This window comes from Bacillus nakamurai (assembly GCF_001584325.1).
Taxonomy (GTDB): domain Bacteria; phylum Bacillota; class Bacilli; order Bacillales; family Bacillaceae; genus Bacillus; species Bacillus nakamurai.
The window spans coordinates 1-19,865 of record NZ_LSAZ01000030.1 but is presented as its reverse complement, the minus strand read 5'-3'; the positions used below and the strand labels follow the sequence as shown (position 1 = coordinate 19,865).

The following is a 19,865-nucleotide window of genomic DNA, read 5'->3' as shown; positions in this document are numbered from 1 at the left end:
TGATGCCGAGGGCGGCTGCAAAAAATAATTGACCGTCCTTGGCACATGTTGTAAAATCAAGCTTGTTCAGCCTTTGTTTTTCATTCTCAGGAAAGGCGGCATTGTTTGCATCTTATAATTATAGCGCCCGAACTAAGCGCCCGAAAAACGGCTTAGTTGACGAGGATGGAGGTTATCGAATTTTCGGCGGATGCCTCCCGGCTGATTTATGTTAGATCACAGCCGTAAGGATTTCTTCAAACCGGAGGGGCGACTCTCCGAACAAAGAGAAATCACATGATCTTCCAAAAAAACATGTGGGAGGGGACGATTGAAAGTCCCCTTGTTATCTGACTTTCTTCGTCTCCTTTTACACCTTTAGGAGGAAGAAAATATGTGTGGAATTGTAGGTTATATCGGTCAGCTTGATGCGAAAGAGATTTTGTTAAAGGGATTGGAGAAGCTTGAGTACCGCGGCTATGACTCTGCCGGTATCGCTGTGGCGAACGAGCAGGGCGTGCACGTGTACAAAGAAAAAGGCCGCATCGCCGACCTTCGTGAAGTGGTGGATTCAACGGTTGAATCTCAAGCGGGAATCGGCCATACACGCTGGGCGACTCACGGCGAACCAAGCTTTCTGAACGCTCACCCGCATCAAAGCGCACTCGGCCGCTTTACACTTGTTCACAACGGTGTGATCGAGAACTATGTTCAGCTGAAGCGCGAGTACCTTGAAAATGTTGAACTGAAAAGCGATACAGACACAGAGGTAGTCGTTCAAATGATCGAGCAATTTGTTGCCGGAGGACTTGATACAGAAGAAGCGTTCCGTAAAACACTTACCCTGTTAAAAGGCTCTTACGCAATTGCATTATTTGACGGTGAAAACACAGAAACCATTTATGTTGCAAAAAACAAAAGCCCTCTGTTAGTCGGCCTTGGAGATACATTTAACGTCGTGGCATCTGACGCGATGGCCATGCTTCAAGTAACGAATGAATACGTAGAGCTTTTGGACAAAGAAATGGTCATCGTGACAAAAGACGAAGTCGTGATTAAAAACCTAGACGGTGACGTCATGACACGTTCGTCTTATATCGCTGAGCTTGACGCCAGTGATATTGAAAAAGGCACTTACCCTCACTACATGTTAAAAGAAACGGATGAGCAGCCGCTTGTAATGCGCAAAATCATCCAAACGTATCAAGATGAAAACGGCAAGCTTGCCGTGGCGGGCGATGTCGCTGACGCCGTGGCGGAAGCGGACCGCATCTATATCGTGGCATGCGGAACGAGCTACCACGCGGGCCTTGTCGGGAAACAATATATTGAAATGTGGGCAAACGTGCCGGTTGAAGTGCATGTAGCGAGTGAATTCTCTTACAACATGCCGCTTCTGTCTAAGAAGCCGCTTTTCATCTTCCTTTCTCAAAGCGGAGAAACAGCGGACAGCCGCGCCGTGCTTGTTCAAGTAAAAGCGTTAGGGCACAAAGCGCTGACGATCACGAACGTGCCGGGATCAACGCTTTCCCGTGAAGCGGACTACACATTGCTTCTGCACGCAGGCCCTGAGATCGCCGTTGCTTCAACAAAAGCCTATACGGCTCAGATTGCCGTACTCGCGATCCTTGCGTCCGTGGCAGCAGAACGTAACGGCGTTGACATCGGCTTTGATCTGGTCAAAGAACTCGGAATCGCTGCTAACGCCATGGAAGCCCTCTGCGACCAGAAGGACGAAATGGAAATGATCGCGCGCGAATACCTGACTGTCTCAAGAAACGCTTTCTTCATCGGCCGCGGCCTTGACTACTTCGTATGTGTCGAAGGCGCGCTGAAGCTGAAAGAGATTTCTTACATCCAAGCGGAAGGTTTCGCCGGCGGCGAGCTGAAGCACGGTACAATCGCCCTGATCGAAGAAGGAACACCGGTCTTCGCATTGGCGACACAAGACCATGTCAACCTAAGCATCCGCGGAAACGTGAAAGAGGTTGCGGCACGCGGAGCGAACACATGCATCATCTCGCTGAAAGGCCTGGACGACGCAGACGACCGCTTCGTTCTGCCGGAAGTAAACCCAGCGCTTGCTCCGTTGGTTTCTGTTGTGCCATTGCAGCTGATTGCTTATTATGCTGCGCTGCATCGCGGGTGTGATGTTGATAAGCCGAGAAACCTTGCGAAGAGTGTTACGGTGGAGTAGGGATGAAAGGTAAATAAATTATTCTGTCTTTAAAAATCTCAGGTTTCCTGAGGTTTTTTTATTTGAAATTTAAAAGTAATTAAATACATTTAGAAGTTTTGTAATGGAAAAACACTCTATAGATGATATAATAGGGTATGGATAAAATTTAAAAAAGAGGTGTTTTTTTGAAAGGAAACTTTCTTAATATTATTATTATATTGGGTCTTTTGTTGATTATTGGATCAGTTACTGTGTTTAAAGATTTTGATTATCAACAATATTTACGTTATGGAGGAGCAGTTTTAATAGCTTTCGGTTTTATTTACGGTTATGACAAAGAGAAAATTAAAAAAAAGATTAAATTATTAATAAGAGTTGCATCTGAAACTTAAGAGCTTATGGCTATATATAATTATATAGTAATCATAAGCTCTTTAAACCGTAATTTTCTGGTATAAACTTATAGTAACCTTTTTAAATATCTTTTCAATTTACAGAGTTTAGTGATTTCACAACATTTATTTCTCCATATAGCCAAACTTACTATCAAATCCTTTAGTTCCAAGGTCTAGAGCACCTTTTTTTAGTAGATTTATTAATAAAGAACGAGAAGGTTTTTTATTGTGTTTTTCTTCATACTCTGCAATTAATAATGCCGTTAGGGCAGATACTTTAGGTGCAGCCAAACTTGATCCTACGTCTAGCTCATAGCCTTTTGGAAGACCAAGATTTTTACTAAGAGTTGTCTGAGGGAGGTTAGTTGGGGAGTTTACAACTATCCAAGAACTAATATCAAACTCCTTTAGATCATTGAAATAGGGTCCGTAGTCTCCTCCTGGAGCGGAAAAGGAAATTTTCCCATAATTGGAATAAGAAGCTAAGTTTTTTTCCTTAGTAGTTGCAGATACGGTTATTACATCTTTATTGCCACCTGGAAAATGATATTGATAATCATTTAGGTCGCCTCTTTGGGTGGCGATGGTTCTGGAATTAATTAAATTCAAAGAATCATTTCCTGCTGAGGCCACAACAATACTTCCTTTCTGCTTTGCAAAAAGTAGAGCATTTTGAAATGCTTTAATCAGAACTCTGTCATTCTTATCAGATTTTGATAGATAGGTGCTAAGGCTTAGATTTATTACATCTAGATTGTCTTTTGCCGCTTGAATGATGGCATCGATAATCCAGCTAGACTCAGCACTATTTTCTTGAAACACTTTATATGGCACAATGCCTAATTCAGGGCCAACTCCAAGTAAGTCTCCGTTTGAAGCAATAACTCCAGCTACCATAGTGCCATGTCCGAGATAGTCTTGAGTATCTTCTGTATATGGGACAAATGATTTTCCTTTATTGAGAATATTTCCTTTTAAATCTGGATGGTTAAAGTCAATTCCGCTGTCTATTGTACTCTTTCCTTTGTTAATTGCATGATGATTCCCCTTTTTACAAGATAATTTAAATCCCTAGTTCCCTAATAAGGAAAACTAGGGATTATTGTGTTTCTTCAATTTAGATTAGCAGATTAGCATAGTACAATTAAACGTACAGTTACAAGTACAAGTAGATTTACATGTAACGCAAGATAGTATTGTTTTTTTCGTATCCGGTTCTGCACTTGCATTCAAATTCACTTGATTTACTTTAACATCTAATATCAAGTCGTTCGGGAAATGTATGAAGTGACCGGCTATCATCTGAAAGACTTGCAGATCATGGACGGAAAGTAAGTCACAGAAGACGGCTGCGACCTTTTAGACGTCTATAAAGAAGCGCTGCAGCAAGATCCTTTGTTGAAACATACGGCAGCAGAAGCAGCCGCCCATTACGGACAGAGGCTCACGAAGCTGGCGAGAACGGGGTATGATGCCATTCCTGATTTGGTGCTGTCAATTGATTATAGTGACGGATCTCTGCGTGACGTCGGCCAAAGCAAGCAATACGGATCAGGGGATACGGACTGGCTTTCTGAATGGAAACGGCAGCTGGGCGTGCGTATATAAAATTAAAAAGCTGACGAATGGATTTCGTCAGCTTTTCTTTATACGTCTTCTTAAAATTCCTCATACTCCGCCGGGTCTTGGCCGTTTATGCGTCCGTCCGGGCGGGTAAGCGAATCGATGATCTTCATGTCGTTTTCATCAAGGGAGAAATCAAAAACGGAGATGTTTTCAAGCTGGCGTTCGGGCGATGCTGATTTTGGAATAGGGATGGCGCCCAGCTGGATATGCCAGCGTAAAATGACTTGAGAAATGGTTTTGCCGTATTTGTCCGCAATCTGTCCGAGTTTTTGATCGTTCAATACTTCACCGGCGCGGGATAACGGGCTCCATGATTCTGTCACGATGCCCTGTTCCTCATGCCATTGACGCTGCTGCTGCTGATTAAAAGCGGGATGTAATTCAATTTGGTTAATGCCTGGCTTTACGCCGGTTTCACGTTCGAGCCGTTCAATATGCTCAGGCAGGAAGTTGCAAACGCCGATGGAACGAATCAGACCCCATTTTTTAGCGTCAATCAGTGCTTGCCAGGCTTCTCTGTAGCGGCCTTGTTTCGGGTTCGGCCAATGAACAAGATACAAGTCAAAGTAATCTAAATTCGCCCGGTATAAAGATTCTTGAATGGCTTTTACCGCTTTGTCATATTCATGGTAGCGTCCGGGAAGTTTTGGATGTAATGTATAACTGTTCTCTTGGAACCGAGCTGCGGCGAATGGCTTCTCCGACAGTTCCCTCATTCTCGTAGTTATAAGCAGTGTCAATCAAGCGATAGCCGACATCAATGGCGCTGTTAATGGCATGAACGCCTTCATTCCCGTTAAGCGTGTATGTACCGAAGCCGATCGCAGGAATGCTTGTACCGTCATGAAGTTTCTTTTCCGGAATTGCTTTATCCATTATGAATCCCTCCCTTTCCCTCTGCTTTACCATTATTCTTACAATTAAAACATGTTAATGGAAATGGTTGTGACAGCATATAAAAAAGCTGACGATAGTCCGTCAGCTTTTCTGCCGTTAAATCTGGAACATCCACGCCACAATGGGTCCGAATACAGAGCCGAGCACGGCACAGAGTGTCATGGAAACGGAACTCATGGAGACCGTTAATTCCCCGTATTCCATTGCTTTTGAAGTGCCGAGCGCATGCGAGGCGCTGCCGAATGCAATTCCTTTTCCAAGTGAACTGCGAATGCGAATCCATTTGAGAAGCAGCGGTCCGAGAATGACGCCTGAAAACCCTGCGATCATGACAAACACCACTGTCATTGATGGAACGCCGCCGAGTCCGGTGGCGATTTGAATGGCGACAGGGGTTGTGATTGATTTTGGAATGATAGATACAATCAGATTCCGGTTGATGCCAAACAGCTCGGCAAATAACAGGCCGCTGATCATTCCTGAAAATAAACCCGCCAATACGCCTCCGATGATCGGGAGGCTGTATTGAATCAAGATGCGGCGCTGCTTATAAAGCGGATAAGCTAAAGCCACGACAGCGGGGCCGAGCAGTGAATTAATCCATTTCCCGCCGATCATATAGTCTTTATAAGGAATGTGAAAGGCGAGCAGCAGCACGATAATCAGAATCGTCGTTGTCAGTACGGGTATGAAAAATGGGTATGAAAAGCGCACATATAATTTCACCATGGCCAGATAAGCGGCAGCCGTTAATAAAATTATAATGATTGCGATGCATGCTTGCTGCACTTCTTTTTCTCCTTTCTCTGATTGGCTTTATGTTCTAACAGCTGGCTGGCGTATCCCGCAGCGCTCATCGTGACGATGGTGCTCAGCACGACAATCAAAAACAGAGCGGCTCCGCTTGAGGAAAACAGTGACGGATAATTCATCACGCCCGCCATGGCCGGTATAAATAATAATGGAAGAAACGAGAGCAAAAACCCCGCTCCGTCTTCAATGATCTTCACAGGAATGATCTTAACCGTCAAACAAATGAGCATGAGGATTAAGCCGATAATGCTTCCCGAAATGGGCAGATGAAACATCTGTTGGGCGGCTTCTCCCATCATGGAAAATGCGTATAAAATGATAATTTGTAATATAATGCGTATTGCTTTCACAACGGTGCTGTTCTCTGGAGAAGAGCAGCTTCCCCCTTTCTTGATGTCACGGTGAGTTTCTTTACTTTTTGCGCATATATTTGTACTATACAAATATATGTACGGAAAAACTGTTTATGTGTTTGCAGAATACATGTGCATATGTTTGTATTATACAACTAATGATGCTGTTGTCAATTGTAAGGAGCGATTCCATTTGCCAAAACAAGATCCGATTGAATTGATTGAATATGAGCTCACCACCTTTATCCGGCGGGCTGTTTATCTCGATAACTCTGACCGTAAAATCGGGAATCTGGAGAGACCGGCTTATCTGTTATTAAGGCAGTTAGATGAGTTTGGGCCGGCGCGTGTCAAGGAATTGGCCGACTCCTTTAAGCTGGATATTTCCACGCTTTCGAGGCAGGCCGCGGCCTTGGAGGCGAAAGAGCTGATCTATCGTTTTTCTGATCCTTCTGACGGGCGGGTCAGCCTGTTTACAATTACAAAGCTCGGCAAGCAGCGATTAAAAGCCGATAAGCAGATGCGTCTTCAACGTTATCATCGTATGCTTGACGATTGGTCAGGTGATGAAAAAGAACTGTTCGGCAAGCTGCTGATCCGGCTGAATGAGGCATTTATCGATTAACGAAAATGAATCCGCCATTTTTTCCATATAAGCAGGATTATAGTGTATCCGAGGGAGAATGGAAGAAAGAAGAGTTTTCAGTTTTTGCGTTGGCTCGAACATGCTTATGTGATGTAAGGCAAATTTATATAGAATGGGGGGCGGGCGGCCTAAAGCCGGGGAAATGATTTTTCTCGGCTGTTTACGGCATTTTATTATCTTAATATTCATAATTTAATAAAATGAAAGCGCTTTAATTTTATTTTGTCAGTTTAGATCAAAAGGTGTTTACCTGAAAAAAACAATTGTATTTTCCACAGAAATTTATTATGATGGGATAAGGAAATTGGAGATGTTATAACAATAGAAAAATAGAAAATTTCTAATATTGCGAGAAATGAAGATCGAGTTAGGTTCAAAACAGGTGCACCTTCTGCTTCATTATTTCAAATATATAGAGCTGTTAAGAGGAGGAAGCGAAGTGGCAAACAAAGAGTTGAAGAGGGGCTTGGGCGCGCGTCATATCCAGATGATTGCTTTGGGCGGTACGATCGGTGTCGGTTTATTCATGGGTTCATCCAGCACGATTCAATGGACCGGGCCGTCTGTCCTGCTTGCATATGCAATTGCCGGTATTTTTATCTTTTTTATCATGCGTGCGATGGGCGAGATGCTTTATGTGGAGCCGAGTACGGGTTCGTTTGCGACATTCGGCCATAAATATATACATCCGTTAGCCGGCTATATGACGGCGTGGAGTAACTGGTTTCAATGGGTAATCGTCGGGATGTCTGAAATCATTGCCGTCGGTTCATATATGAAATATTGGTTTCCGGATCTGCCTGCCTGGATACCTGGCATTATTGCCATGGCCATTCTCGGCGCGGCGAATTTAATTTCAGTGAAATCATTCGGTGAGTTTGAATTTTGGTTCGCGATGATTAAAATCGTGACGATCATCTTGATGATTATCGCGGGAATCGGCATTATTTTCTTCGGTTTCGGTAACGGGGGGCATGCGATCGGATTATCTAATCTTTGGTCGCACGGCGGCTTCTTTACAAATGGATTTTCCGGATTTTTCTTTGCTTTATCTCTTGTCATTGCGGCCTATCAAGGGGTCGAACTGATCGGGATTACCGCCGGGGAAGCGAAAGATCCCCAAAAAACGTTAAAAAGTGCAATCCAGAGCATTATCTGGCGGATTTTAATTTTCTATATCGGTGCGATTTTTGTCATCGTCACTGTGTATCCGTGGGATGAACTTCATTCACTCGGAAGCCCGTTCGTTTCTACATTTGCGAAAATCGGGATCACGGCAGCGGCCGGTATTATTAACTTTGTTGTCATTACGGCAGCGATGTCCGGCTGCAACAGCGGGATTTTCAGCGCGGGGCGTATGCTTTATACATTGGGCGTGAACGGTCAAGCGCCGACATTCTTTAAGAAAGTCTCCCGCAACGGTGTGCCGTTATACGGTACAATCGCCGTATTGATCGGGCTGGCGGTCGGTGTTGTCTTAAACTATATTGCACCGCCAAATGTATTTGTGTATGTGTACAGTGCGAGTGTGCTTCCGGGTATGGTTCCGTGGTTCGTCATTTTGATCAGCCATCTCGGCTTCAGAAGGGCGAAAGGTGCTGAACTTGATAAGCATCCGTTTAAAATGCCTTTCGCGCCTGTGACAAACTACTTGACGATTGCTTTCTTACTGATGGTGTTAGTCGGTATGTGGTTTAACGATGACACGAGGGTATCGCTGATTGTCGGGGTGATTTTCTTAGTGATTGTGGCCGTCAGCTACTTTGCTTTCGGCATTGGCAAGCGGGTTGCCGATGATGATACGAAAATAGAAGACGCTGTGTGAGTCAGAAAGACACTTCCTAAATTGGAGGTGTCTTTTTTAGTTCATGACAATCGATAATTCACAATTGGAAAAATGGTCCATTCGGTAAGGGATCGGTCCAGGTCTTCGTTCGGCGGAAATTTGCATTTCAGCAGATAACAGCCTTCACCGCTGATTTTAAAACAATTCGATCACGCCCGCTTCCTCTCATTTCACGACTCTTGCTGTCCGGTTAAAACAGTTTCCGGCGGTTATCTTTATCGGCGTGTTCCCCAGTGGTATACTGGATAAAAAAAGCAGAACCGGGGGAACCATCTATGAAAAATTACCAAACGTTATTATTTGATATAGACAATACACTGCTGGATTTCACCGCTTCAGAAAACGACGCTCTTCAAAAATTATTTCAAGACACGGAGATAGAGCTGACGGCTGAAGTGGAGGCCCGGTATAAAGCACTGAATCAAGGGTTATGGAAAGCGTTTGAAGAGGGAGAAATGACTCGTGATGAAGTTGTAAACACCCGATTTACCCTATTATGTAAGGAATACGGCTATGAAGCCGACGGTGTTTTGCTGAATCAGAAATACCGCCAATACTTAGAAGAAGGGCATCAGCTCATTGATGGCGCTTATGAGCTGATCGAAAGCCTGCACCCTGAATATGATTTGTATATCGTGACCAACGGTGTATCCAGATCACAATATAAGCGTTTGCGCGACTCGGGGCTGTATCCGTTTTTTAAAGACATTTTTGTATCTGAGGATACGGGGTTTCAAAAACCGATGAAGGAATATTTTGATTATGTCTTTGCCAGAATTCCTGACTTTTCCGCCGAGCAAACGCTCATTATCGGAGATTCCCTGAGCGCGGATATGAAGGGCGGACAGATGGCCGGGCTTGATACATGCTGGTTTAACCCCGCGAAGAAAGCAAATGAGTCTGGGGTCGTTCCGACGTGTGAAATTCATTCGCTTGATGAGCTGTATGATCTGCTGCATGTGAAAAGAAAGCTTTCCGCTCTCACATAAATCTTGCAGGCTGAGGAGCATCCGATGAACATAGCACATACGAAATTAGTCATTAGGGGTTTTGCGTTACTATCAATCTTTCATACCATTCTTCAGCTTCCGCCGGCCCAACGGAAGCTGGGGGTTTTTTTAGCTGTGCTTGCTATTTTGTTAACGGCCAATGACTGGCTGCGGCCGGTATATGTGAAAAGGCAATCCGTCTTTTATTACGGATCTTTTCTTCTAAGCAATGTGATGGCGGGCTTCTTGCTGTACCGTGTGTATTGTGCGGGGACACAGGTCATCATGGTGCTTTTATTAGTGGAAATTCTCATCACCAAGGAGAAGATTTCGGCTGTTTCGTTAAGTATGAATGCCGCCGCATTTGCTGTCGGTCTATATGCCGCCGGAACGGGTGTCAGTGATATTGTGCTGCCTTATCTGATCATGTTTGCGATTATTTATTTATATCGGAGAAATTTGCAGGAAAAATCGAAAATCGAAAGGTTAAATCAAGAGCTGCAAACCGCCAATGCCACACTGAAGGAATATTCAGATCGGATAGAGGAGCTGACGATTTCCAAAGAAAGAACGAGAATTGCACAGGAATTGCATGATTCGCTCGGCCATTATCTTGTCGCGCTGAGGCTGAATTTGGAATTTGCGGGCAAGGCGGCAGACCAAAAGCCGGAAAAAGCGAAGCAGGTTATTCATAAGGCGCATGAGCTTTCAAAGGAATCCATTCTCAAGCTGCGCCAGGCGGTTATGCTTCTTCACGATCCTTTGTCCGGGCGTGAGTTTGAGCAAGCGCTCCGTGACATATTCAGTCATTTTCAAGAAACGGATGATATACGCTTTGAGCTTAATATGAATGAGGAAATAGAAACGGCAGCCCCCGATATAAAACACTGCATCTATCAAACTGTGCAGGAAACAATCACAAATGGACTGAGACACGGACATGCTTCCTATTTTTCCATTCGTATTCAAAAAGAGCGGGATATGATATTGGCGCAAATTTATAATAACGGCTCAGGCTGTGAAAATATATCAAAATCAAATGGCCTGAACGGAATTGAAACAAGAGCCGCCGCATTGGGCGGAGAGGCTGTTTTTTATTCGGGAAAAGAGACGGGATTTGATGTGAAAATGTATATACCATGCAAGGAGGAACGATAAAGTGAATGTCATTATCGCAGATGATCAGCCCATTGTGAGAGAGGGGCTGAAAATGATATTAAGCCTTCATGAAGGGATCAATGTGATAGGAGAGGCCTCTCATGGCGAAGAGGTGCTGCAGCTGCTTTCGCAAACCGAGCCCGATGTTGTTCTGATGGACATCAGAATGCCGGGAATGGACGGAATTGAGGCGACAAAAGCGGTAAAAACGCAGTATCCGTCTGTAAAAGTAATCATTTTGACGACATTTCATGATAACGAATATATTTTTACCGGGCTGAAAAATGGGGCGGACGGTTATATCCTGAAGGATGCTGATTCTGACGAAATTATCGCCTCTCTTCAAGCTGCCTGTGAAGGGAATATGATGCTGAATCCCAAGATTACGCTAAAGGTAGTGAAAGCTTTCAATGAGATGAATACGGAAACCGTGAAAGAACAGCCCCGTGAAGAGCTGACGGCAATTCTTACGCCGAGAGAGCTTGAAGTGGCAAAGCACATCATGGAAGGCAAAAGTAATAAAAGCATTGGCGCGGCTCTATTTTTGACAGAAGGCACGGTAAAAAATTATGTATCCCGCATCCTCGAAAAACTGGAAGTGACAAACAGAACCGAGCTCACGTTATATTTACAAAAAATGATGTAATCCCCGCTTTATCCCCTTCCCTCTTTTTATCACCTAACATATGACGAAAGTAATATAGGCATTGAGTACTAAAGTGAATAGAAAACAACTATTGTCAGGAGTAGAATGAGAGCAGACATGACACAAGGAGTGCTGAATGAATGCTCGAATTAAAAAATCTGACAAAAAAGTACGGCGATTTTATCGCTGTGAATGATGTGTCGCTGCGAGTTGAAAGCGGAGAGATATTCGGATTTTTAGGGCCGAACGGAGCCGGTAAGTCGACAACTGTGTCAATGATCAGCACCGTGCTCGCGCCGACAGGCGGAACGATACATATAGACGGCAAATCACTGAAAGAACAGCCTGTCGCCATTAAAAAAATAATGGGCGTTGTTCCTCAGGAGTTAGCATTATACCAGTCGCTAAGCGCGAAGGATAATTTGGCTTTTTTCGGGAGCTTATACGGCCTTTCCGGGACGGCGCTCCATAAGCGCGTCGACGAAGTATTGGAGATGATTGAATTAAAGGAGCAGCGGAATCAAAGGGTGGCTGAATGTTCCGGCGGAATGAAGCGACGGGTGAATATCGGTGCCGCTTTAATGAATGATCCGAAGCTATTCATTTTAGATGAGCCGACTGTGGGAATCGACCCGCAATCCAGACATCATATCCTTGAAACCGTCAAAACATTGAATGAAGAAAAAGGAATGACGGTCATCTACACGAGCCATTACATGGAAGAGGTCGAGTATTTATGTGAGAAAGCGGCAATTATGGATCACGGATCTCTTATTGCAGCCGGAACGAAAGACGAGTTGAAACAGACTGCAAATGCTTGCGATACCCTGATTGTAAATGTGGCGGAGCTGAATGACGACGCCGTAAAGAAAATCCAGCATATTCCCGGTGTCTCTAAGGTGACCCTCAGCCATCAGAATATTTCTATGCTGGTGGATCGAAATATGATTGATATCGCAGACGATATCAGAAAAACCGGACTCACCATTACAGGCCTTCATTTTGAAGAAGCTAATTTGGAAAGCATCTTCCTCCAGCTCACCGGAAAAACACTGCGGGATTCATAGGGGGAGCGTCATGAGAACTTTATTCCAGCTTTTAATATTGGATTTTCGATTATTGGCAGCGCAAAAGTCGTTTTACCTCAAGCTAATACTGTTTCCTGCGCTGATGATTCTTATTTTAGGCACGGTCTTCCATGATTCAGATTCAAGGATGCAGCCATTTGATGTGGCATTTTTTAGTGCGGATCACGCAGAGAAGCCGCTGGGAGATGTGTTAAAGGACGACGTGCTGAAACAAAGCGATGTCATCCATGTCAAAAAAGCAGACAGCTTTCAAGAAGGAAAAAAGCTTGTCGCAAGCGGCAAAGCCTCTGTGTTTGTATATGTGCCGAAGGGATTTACGGATGCGGCGGAAAACAATAAAAAAACCAGTATCAGTGTCATTGCAGACAACAAAGCATCCGTAAACGGAGACATTGTCGAGACGATGGCCGATTCGTTTGTCACGAGAATCAAAGCTGTACATAGTGAAGAGAAAGAAGTGCTGAAGCATTCCGGGCATATGACAAAGGCTGAGATTGAAACGGTGGTCTGCGGTTTAACCAGCCATAGTGAAAAAGCCGTCAACATTCCGAAACAGACGGCCGGTGAATTAACGGCTTCTATTAGTGCGATGCAATATTACTCTATCGCAATGGTCGTGATGTTCTCCATTATGACGGCATTTGTGCTTGTTCACGGTATTGTGGAGGAAAGGCAGCAGCGCACTTTATTCAGAATCAAATCAATGCCCGTTTTACATATACAGTACGTGGCGGGCAAGCTTCTCGGGATTATGTTTGCGATTCTCATGCAGATGGCTGCCGTCATTTTGATCAGCAGCATTGTGTATCAAGTAAAGTGGGGCAATTTGTTTGAGATGTTTCTGGTTACGGCTGTTTATTCGTTTGTGATCGGCAGTATGGTCCTGCTCTGGGGCTTTACTGCAAAAAATCATGCAGCCGTCTCAAGCATGGCGGCTCCGATTCTGTATTTGTTCAGTTTTTTAGGCGGGAGCTTTATCGTGAAAGACAGCCTGCCTGACAAATTGCGGATCGTTCAGGAAATAATACCGAACGGCAAAGCGATCAATAGCTATGTAAGTGTCACGCAGCACGCCGGTCTGAGCGGAATATGGATCGATTTGGCAGAGATGGCCGTTATCGGCGCCGTCTTTTTGTGTATGACAATATGGGTGTTTAAGCAGAAGGAGGCGGTTTCATAATGCAGATGTTTTTGATGGTCAAACATCAGCTGAAGCTGATGTTCCAAAATCGAATAGCCATCTTGGCGACGATTTCTGTCCCGCTCCTTCTGACATATTTATTTTCATTCACTCTAAATGGCAGTCAGCACAAGGAAGTGTTTGTAGCTGATACGGACCAAAGCGTCTATTCTGAACAATTCATGAACATGATTCAGACGGATGGGCATTTGAAGATTACGAAGGTAACTGAAGACGTACTGAAGAAAAAAGTGAACCATCACGATATTGCGTTCGGACTGTTGATCGGTCCCCATTTCGAAGAACGATTATTTTCCGAGGACCAAGTAAGCTTATCATTTATTCAAAATCAAGAAAAAGGTGATGCCGCTTTGACAGAACAGCTTATCGCCCAACAGGCGGGCACGCTGAAAAAAATAGTCCGCGACGCGAAACACATGTCCCAGACATTGCATATCGACGGGAAGCAGACGGCGTCTGATCTGCTAAAGGATATTCAGGGCCAATCTGCCGTAACCGTTACACATCAGGCAAATCAAGCAGGCGGGCAAGCGGCTGGCAGGCTTATCGGATTTTTGGCCATGTTTATCTGGTTTGTCGCGGTACAGGGGTTAAGATCGTTTATTGATGAAAAGGAAAATGATACATTTACCAGATTGCTGAGCACGCCCGTTTCCTATCAGAAGTATGCAGCATCCAAGCTCGCTGCGGCTTACCTTTTCGGCCTCCTTCATATTATTGCGATCATCGCGGCCGGAAAATATATGCTCAATATCAGCATTGCCGATAACGTTCTGGAAGCAGGGGTGGTGCTTGCGGCATATTTATTTGCACTGACGGCTTTAACAATGGTGCTGATTCCGTTTATGAAAAGCCAAAAACAATTTACCTCGCTCGCTTCCATTCTGATAGCGGTCAGCGGCATATTGGGCGGTTCTTTCTTTTCTTTAGAGCTGGCCCCGAAATACATGCGTGTGCTGTCTGTGTTCACCCCTGAAAAGTGGGCGATCGGTTCATTAAAAGACATGATGAATGACAGCGCTGCGATCGGCTCACAAATCACGCCGTTAAGCTTATTTTTGGGAATTGGCGCCGCAGCTTTGGCCGTATCATTTTACTTTATCAATCATAATGTGAAAAAGCACGGGTAGGAGGATAACTGCTTTGTATATGGCGGAAATCATAGGAATCATAGAATTGCTCGCAGGAATTGCGATGAATATATGGATCGGCTGGCTTGGAAAAACCTTTTTCGGTAAAGACGACAGAAGTTCGAGAGTGATCTTAAGGATTTGCGGAATATTTCTAATCATTAATGGTGTGTCCAGAGCTTTTCATATATAGTTAACAAAGTTTTGTAATATTGTATTCTTTTTCCTGGAAAATCATGTAAAATACGAATGGAAGGATCTATTGGAAAAAACTGATTGCGGGGAGGAAGAAACATGAAGAAAAGAATTGTTATGATGTTTGCCGCGGCCGCCGCTGTTTTGGTGCTTGTCAGCGGGATATTGACACAATCAGCTTCTGCAGCGCCCGCTCCTGCTTTAACGCAAATCCGTATTATCGGGGTCACATCTGACGGACAGAATTATCAATGGGAAAATATCGGTGCCAATCAGCTCAGCGCTTCCATTCCAATGAAAGGCACAACAGGTTATCTGGCCGTGTATTTCCAAGGTTATCCGAACAATAATACGATTCAGGCTTTTAACAACGGCACGAACATTACGAGCTTTACGTCAAAAGCGCTGGAGGATGAGTATACGAAAAACGGCAATATCATTACCGGATATATTAAATATTACAGTGTCCCTCTTCAAAATGTCAGCTCCGGCACGTTTTCTTTTTCCGCAACAGGGCTGAATGGGCCGTATACGCCGTTAAGCAGCGGATTTTTCTCAATCCAGGTTCAAAAATAAATCGATTGCCCGGTATGCAAATACCGGGCTTTTATGTATAGTTTTTCTCTCTTTCCGCAAGCTATTCAGAAAGGAAAGGGGACTGAAACGGATGGATATGACACTCGGATATTTGCGTGAGTCGCTTTCGAATCATTTGGAGCACGAGGTATGCCAAAGGATTTATAAAAAATTGCGAGTGAAGCATTACGCGAATGAGGAGGAATTTGTGAAGGATCTGAATGATCTTGAAATGGACTTCTTAAATCAAGTGCTTGAAAAGGAAATCAAATACGCACAGGACGAACAGGATGATAAGCGCACGAGGGAATTGAATGAGGTGTATGAGCTGCTGTTTTAAAAAAGCCCCGCAAGCTGCAGGGCTTTTTTTAGTGTGTAATAAGTCCGTACTTTTTGAGAATATCTGTTGTGATTTGTTTAGCGGTGATTCCGGTATCATTCACATTAGTGACGAATATATATGAATGTTTTTCGGTCGTGATAAATCCGGCGAACCAGCCCATGTTATAACCGGCCGTTCTTGTTCCGGTTTTCCCGTATAAGGTGTAATGATCGCCCTCTTCTTGGATCATCATGCGTTTGACTGTTTTCATCACCGGTTTATCAAAAGGAAGTGTTTCCTTATAAAGACGCTCAATGAAACTTTCTTCTTCCAGCGGTGAAATGGTAAGAGAGCTTGACAGCCAAAATTGGTCGATGCCGCCGCTTATGTCCTCATTTCCGTAAGAAATCCTATGCACCCAATCCTTCATCCGCGGTTCGCCGATATCTCTTGCCAGTGCTTGATAATACCAGACAACGGATTCTCTCATGGCTGAACCGAGCGTGTGGTCCCTGTTCCAGGAATCCAGCTCCCGCTTTACGCCATCCCACCGTTTCACATCGTATTCATCCCGGACGGCTTTCACTTGAAGGCTGATTAAAGCATTGGGAATTTTGAAGATGGATTGGGGTGTCATCCGTTCCTTAGCTCTTTTTTCATTGTAAATATAGGTTTGATTCGTCTGAACATCTTTCATAATAAATGTGCCCTCGCGTCCGTGAAAGAAATTATCCACCTTCATGCGGCTGACGTTCAGATGTTTATCCTTTGCCGCGGCCGCCGGCATTGCCGCTTTAATGGAAAACCCTGCGGCTGCCAGCACCAGTAATGCAATGAACCCGTATAACCCCTTTTTCATCACCTTTACCTCCCTGTTGTTTGGTACTTTCTGTATCAGTTTACAGCATAAACTATTTGTTTGTATAATGAATAAATGTGAAATTCAGGATAAAGGAACAAAGGCGGAGGAGACAAATGAATGAAATGAAAAATCAGACGGTTCTTGAACTGTCACCGGTTGAGAAAGCGGTGGGGTGGCTGGTGCCGCCGTTATTGGGAGCGGCAATCGGCTGGTTTCTGCCTGTCATTGCAAGATGGGCTGTCACATTGGAGTGGGTGCCTTTTCAGGGGCCTTTGGGGATTATTGCTTCTTTTCACGGGTGGAAGGCCGCGATTGTGACCGCCATCATCGGTTTAATTGGAGGAGCGTGGCTGACGCAGGCCATTTTTAAAGAATGTCTTGTTGCCATCGTTTCTGACAGCGATGTTTCCTTAAAAATTCATAATGAAGAAAGCGTGTTTTCGAGAGACACCATCTCGGGGGTTTTTATGGATCAGAAGCAGCTTGTCTTATTGGGCACTGAAGGGCAGGAGCTTTTTCGGGAGAAGCTTGAGCCCGCCGGTGTAAAAGCAGAGAAGGCTTTTCGCAGGCATGGATACGTATGGCTTGGATTGGAAGATCCTTTTAAAGAAGAATACAAACGGTGGGTGCCGGACACTCCGGATTTGGAGCCGGGTGTAAACGCCCTTTTAAAAGCAAGAGAAAAGGCGCTGAAAAAAGATGATAAGGCTGATGTGAAAGAGCTGAAAGAGGAAATCTCTAAACTGGGAATTACGGTGCGTGATCAAGGAATCCGTCAATATTGGCGGACCTATAAATCGTTGCCTTCATAAAAAAACTGCCGCCGTTTTGTAACGGCTGGCAGCTCCGGAAAAATTATTTCTTCTTCTCATCATAGTATTGAACCGGGTACATAGAGCCTTCAGATACCATTTTGTTATCTTCAATATCCTCAGGATGCGGGTTTCCTGCTTTACTGACGGGAAATGAGTCAATATTTGGTTTGCCGGAAAACGATGATTTGAGGCTGTGAATAAAGTTTTTTACCTTTTGGCGGTTAGATTTATCTTTCAGCAGGTAGGAAGTCACTCCGACAGTAGAAACAGCAAGTCCTGAAATGAGCAGTTTTTGTTTCATTATAAGAACTCCTTTCTATTTCTGGCGTTTCAGTTGTTATTCCCGCTTAACGGCTGATTAAACATGGGTGGATGAATTTGGTGGTCTGCTTTAATGCGATAAAGATTGACAAAAGTGATTAATCAGAATAATAATATAAATATGACAACTGGAGTCACAAATGAGTTGAAAGGTGTTAACTATATGAACCAATTGCATCGAAGAATGGGAACGTTTGCACTCATGATGGTCGGACTTGGGTCGATGATTGGCTCTGGCTGGTTATTCGGAGCATGGCGGGCGGCCCAGATTGCGGGACCTGCCGCTATTATTTCCTGGATTATCGGTATGATCGTCATTCTTTTTATCGCACTTTCATACAGTGAATTGGGTTCTATGTTTCCTGAAGCCGGGGGAATGGTTAAATACACCCAATATTCTCACGGTTCGTTTATTGGATTTATTGCCGGATGGGCAAATTGGATTGCGATTGTATCCGTTATTCCTGTGGAAGCGGTTGCATCGGTTCAATATATGAGCTCATGGCCTTGGGAATGGGCAAAGTGGACAAGCAATCTTGTGCACAACGGCACGCTTACGGGCGAGGGGCTTGGCTTCGCATCCGTATTGCTGATTATTTACTTTTTACTGAATTATTGGACAGTTAATTTATTTTCTAAAGCGAATTCTCTTATTACGATTTTTAAAATCATTATACCGGGGCTTACGATCGGGGCTCTGTTGTTTGCCGGTTTTCACGGCGGGAACTTTACATCCGGTTCAAGCATCGTACCGAATGGCTGGGCGAGTGTACTGACAGCGGTAGCCACATCCGGTATCGTGTTTGCGTTTAACGGGTTTCAAAGCCCGATCAACATGGCGGGAGAAGCGAAAAACCCCGGCAGATCCATACCGATTGCGGTTGTCGGATCACTTTTGGTCGCTACCGTGATTTATGTGCTTTTGCAGATCGCGTTTATCGGAGCGGTTGATCCTTCCATGATAGCCCATGGCTGGAGCCACCTGAACTTTAACTCTCCGTTTGCTGATTTGGCGATTGCATTAAACATCAACTGGCTTGTCATCATTCTATATGCGGATGCGTTCGTATCTCCGTCAGGGACAGGCATCACCTATACAGCGACGACGTCACGCATGATCTACGGTATGGAAAAAAATAAATACATGCCGAGCATTTTCGGAAAGCTTCATCCGCTTTATGGCGTACCGCGCCAGGCTATGATTTTTAATCTTATCGTATCCTTTATCTTTTTGTTTTTATTCAGGGGATGGGGCGTGCTTGCTGAAATTATTTCCGTTGCCACGTTGATTTCTTACATCACGGGTCCTGTGACGGTGATGACGCTTCGGCGGACGGCAAAAGATTTGTATCGGCCTCTTCGTTTAAAAGGCCTCAGCGTGATTGCTCCGCTCGGGTTCGTGTTTGCGTCTCTCGTGCTGTATTGGGCGCGCTGGCCGTTAACGGGGCAGGTGCTGTTTATTATCTTGATCGGTCTTCCGATTTATTTCTACTATCAGGCAAAAGCAAAGTGGAAAGGATTCCGCCGAAACTTTAAAGCCGGTGTATGGATGGTTTTTTATCTGCTCACGATGATGGTTATTTCATGGCTCGGAAGTGATAAGTTCGGCGGCTTAAACATCATTCCTTACGGCTGGGATATGGGGCTGATTGCGGTCGTGGCGCTTGGCTTCTACACGTGGGCGCTCAAGAGCGGATTCCAGACTGAGTATTTGAAAGATGCGAAAGAAATTAATGATCAATTAAAAGGCGCGCAGGCGGAAGCCGCTGCCGGAAAAGAATAATGGGCTTGAAAAAACCTTGCGGTGATAGGGACTGACCCCATAGAG

At 44.5% G+C, this 19,865-nt stretch carries 21 protein-coding genes and 3 pseudogenes; 16 read left to right on the top strand and 8 right to left on the bottom strand.

Going from position 1 to position 19,865, the window contains the following annotated elements; genetic code table 11:
- Positions 1-373 precede the first annotated feature (373 nt).
- Both glmS and AXI59_RS13540 read left to right on the top strand, forming a co-directional pair.
- Complete coding sequence (gene glmS, locus AXI59_RS13545) at positions 374-2,176, top strand: glutamine--fructose-6-phosphate transaminase (isomerizing) (protein WP_061521344.1); 1,803 nt, start codon at positions 374-376, stop codon at positions 2,174-2,176.
- A gap of 167 nt (positions 2,177-2,343) precedes the next feature.
- Positions 2,344-2,550, top strand: a complete 207-nt coding sequence (locus tag AXI59_RS13540) for a hypothetical protein (RefSeq protein WP_061528508.1) — start codon at positions 2,344-2,346, stop codon at positions 2,548-2,550.
- 126 nt (positions 2,551-2,676) lie between these two features.
- Here AXI59_RS13540 and AXI59_RS13535 read toward each other — a convergent pair whose 3' ends face one another.
- Positions 2,677-3,552, bottom strand: coding sequence for a S8 family serine peptidase (locus AXI59_RS13535; protein ID WP_276203583.1), 876 nt, complete (start codon positions 3,550-3,552; stop codon positions 2,677-2,679).
- 123 nt (positions 3,553-3,675) lie between these two features.
- Positions 3,676-3,855: an FDLD family class I lanthipeptide gene (locus tag AXI59_RS20915; RefSeq protein WP_420806857.1), complete on the bottom strand. Its 180-nt coding sequence runs from the start codon at positions 3,853-3,855 to the stop codon at positions 3,676-3,678.
- Here AXI59_RS20915 and AXI59_RS13530 point away from each other — a divergent pair.
- A pseudogene (locus AXI59_RS13530) lies at positions 3,814-4,161 on the top strand (DUF4885 family protein); the annotation flags it as partial. The gene AXI59_RS20915 and the pseudogene AXI59_RS13530 overlap by 42 nt on opposite strands.
- Positions 4,162-4,211: 50 nt before the next feature.
- Here the strand turns inward: AXI59_RS13530 and AXI59_RS13525 are convergent.
- The 3 genes and pseudogenes from AXI59_RS13525 to AXI59_RS13515 all read right to left on the bottom strand — a co-directional run bounded on the left by AXI59_RS13525 (position 4,212) and on the right by AXI59_RS13515 (position 6,239).
- Positions 4,212-5,055: pseudogene (locus AXI59_RS13525) on the bottom strand (aldo/keto reductase).
- Positions 5,056-5,172: 117 nt separating this feature from the next.
- Entirely contained in the window at positions 5,173-5,865 is a 693-nt protein-coding gene (locus AXI59_RS13520) for an LrgB family protein (RefSeq protein WP_061528505.1), read from the bottom strand.
- Positions 5,835-6,239 (bottom strand): CidA/LrgA family holin-like protein, encoded by a 405-nt coding sequence (locus AXI59_RS13515; RefSeq protein WP_061528504.1) that lies wholly within the window; start codon positions 6,237-6,239, stop codon positions 5,835-5,837. Before AXI59_RS13515 ends, AXI59_RS13520 begins: the two co-directional genes overlap by 31 nt.
- A 196-nt stretch (positions 6,240-6,435) precedes the next feature.
- Here AXI59_RS13515 and AXI59_RS13510 point away from each other — a divergent pair, with 196 nt between their 5' ends.
- Together AXI59_RS13510 and AXI59_RS13505 are read left to right on the top strand one after the other, a co-directional pair.
- The gene (locus tag AXI59_RS13510; RefSeq protein ID WP_061528503.1) at positions 6,436-6,867 is read left to right on the top strand and encodes a MarR family winged helix-turn-helix transcriptional regulator; all 432 of its coding nucleotides are present in this window, start codon (positions 6,436-6,438) and stop codon (positions 6,865-6,867) included.
- A 460-nt stretch (positions 6,868-7,327) separates the two neighbouring features.
- Positions 7,328-8,713, top strand: a complete 1,386-nt coding sequence (locus tag AXI59_RS13505) for an amino acid permease (RefSeq protein ID WP_061521327.1) — start codon at positions 7,328-7,330, stop codon at positions 8,711-8,713.
- A gap of 41 nt (positions 8,714-8,754) precedes the next feature.
- Here the strand turns inward: AXI59_RS13505 and AXI59_RS20505 are convergent.
- Positions 8,755-8,880, bottom strand: a pseudogene (locus tag AXI59_RS20505) (Lrp/AsnC family transcriptional regulator); the annotation flags it as partial.
- A 129-nt stretch (positions 8,881-9,009) separates the two neighbouring features.
- Between AXI59_RS20505 and AXI59_RS13500 the strand changes: the two are divergent.
- The 9 genes from AXI59_RS13500 to AXI59_RS13460 all read left to right on the top strand — a co-directional run bounded on the left by AXI59_RS13500 (position 9,010) and on the right by AXI59_RS13460 (position 16,057).
- A complete protein-coding gene (locus AXI59_RS13500; protein WP_061528502.1) occupies positions 9,010-9,723 on the top strand; it encodes a YjjG family noncanonical pyrimidine nucleotidase in 714 nt (237 codons plus the stop codon).
- Between the two features lie 24 nt (positions 9,724-9,747).
- Entirely contained in the window at positions 9,748-10,881 is a 1,134-nt protein-coding gene (locus AXI59_RS13495) for a sensor histidine kinase (protein WP_061528501.1), read from the top strand.
- A gap of 1 nt (position 10,882) precedes the next feature.
- Positions 10,883-11,527: a response regulator transcription factor gene (locus AXI59_RS13490; RefSeq protein WP_061521324.1), complete on the top strand. Its 645-nt coding sequence runs from the start codon at positions 10,883-10,885 to the stop codon at positions 11,525-11,527.
- Positions 11,528-11,667: 140 nt separating this feature from the next.
- Complete coding sequence (locus tag AXI59_RS13485; protein WP_061521323.1) at positions 11,668-12,594, top strand: ABC transporter ATP-binding protein; 927 nt, start codon at positions 11,668-11,670, stop codon at positions 12,592-12,594.
- A gap of 10 nt (positions 12,595-12,604) precedes the next feature.
- Positions 12,605-13,795 carry an ABC transporter permease gene (locus tag AXI59_RS13480; RefSeq protein ID WP_061528500.1) on the top strand — a complete coding sequence of 397 codons (1,191 nt, stop codon included), beginning with the start codon at positions 12,605-12,607 and terminating at the stop codon, positions 13,793-13,795.
- On the top strand, positions 13,795-14,946 hold the full coding sequence (locus tag AXI59_RS13475; protein WP_420806856.1) for an ABC transporter permease: 1,152 nt from the start codon (positions 13,795-13,797) through the stop codon (positions 14,944-14,946). The genes AXI59_RS13480 and AXI59_RS13475 overlap by 1 nt, the downstream gene beginning before the upstream one ends.
- A gap of 13 nt (positions 14,947-14,959) precedes the next feature.
- Positions 14,960-15,139: a hypothetical protein gene (locus AXI59_RS20500; protein WP_061528498.1), complete on the top strand. Its 180-nt coding sequence runs from the start codon at positions 14,960-14,962 to the stop codon at positions 15,137-15,139.
- 101 nt (positions 15,140-15,240) lie between these two features.
- Positions 15,241-15,717 (top strand): DUF4879 domain-containing protein, encoded by a 477-nt coding sequence (locus AXI59_RS13465; protein WP_061521319.1) that lies wholly within the window; start codon positions 15,241-15,243, stop codon positions 15,715-15,717.
- Positions 15,718-15,808: 91 nt separating this feature from the next.
- A complete protein-coding gene (locus AXI59_RS13460; protein WP_061521318.1) occupies positions 15,809-16,057 on the top strand; it encodes a sigma-G-dependent sporulation-specific acid-soluble spore protein CsgA in 249 nt (82 codons plus the stop codon).
- Positions 16,058-16,085: 28 nt separating this feature from the next.
- Here the strand turns inward: AXI59_RS13460 and blaOXA are convergent, their stop codons facing one another.
- Positions 16,086-16,898, bottom strand: coding sequence for a class D beta-lactamase (blaOXA, locus tag AXI59_RS13455; protein ID WP_061528497.1), 813 nt, complete (start codon positions 16,896-16,898; stop codon positions 16,086-16,088).
- A gap of 116 nt (positions 16,899-17,014) precedes the next feature.
- Here blaOXA and AXI59_RS13450 point away from each other — a divergent pair, with 116 nt between their 5' ends.
- Positions 17,015-17,713, top strand: coding sequence for a YqeB family protein (locus AXI59_RS13450; protein WP_061521316.1), 699 nt, complete (start codon positions 17,015-17,017; stop codon positions 17,711-17,713).
- Positions 17,714-17,756: 43 nt separating this feature from the next.
- Here AXI59_RS13450 and AXI59_RS13445 read toward each other — a convergent pair whose 3' ends face one another.
- Positions 17,757-18,017 (bottom strand): hypothetical protein, encoded by a 261-nt coding sequence (locus tag AXI59_RS13445; RefSeq protein WP_061528496.1) that lies wholly within the window; start codon positions 18,015-18,017, stop codon positions 17,757-17,759.
- Positions 18,018-18,200: 183 nt separating this feature from the next.
- Here AXI59_RS13445 and AXI59_RS13440 point away from each other — a divergent pair, with 183 nt between their 5' ends.
- On the top strand, positions 18,201-19,820 hold the full coding sequence (locus AXI59_RS13440) for an APC family permease (protein WP_061528495.1): 1,620 nt from the start codon (positions 18,201-18,203) through the stop codon (positions 19,818-19,820).
- Positions 19,821-19,865 lie beyond the last annotated feature (45 nt).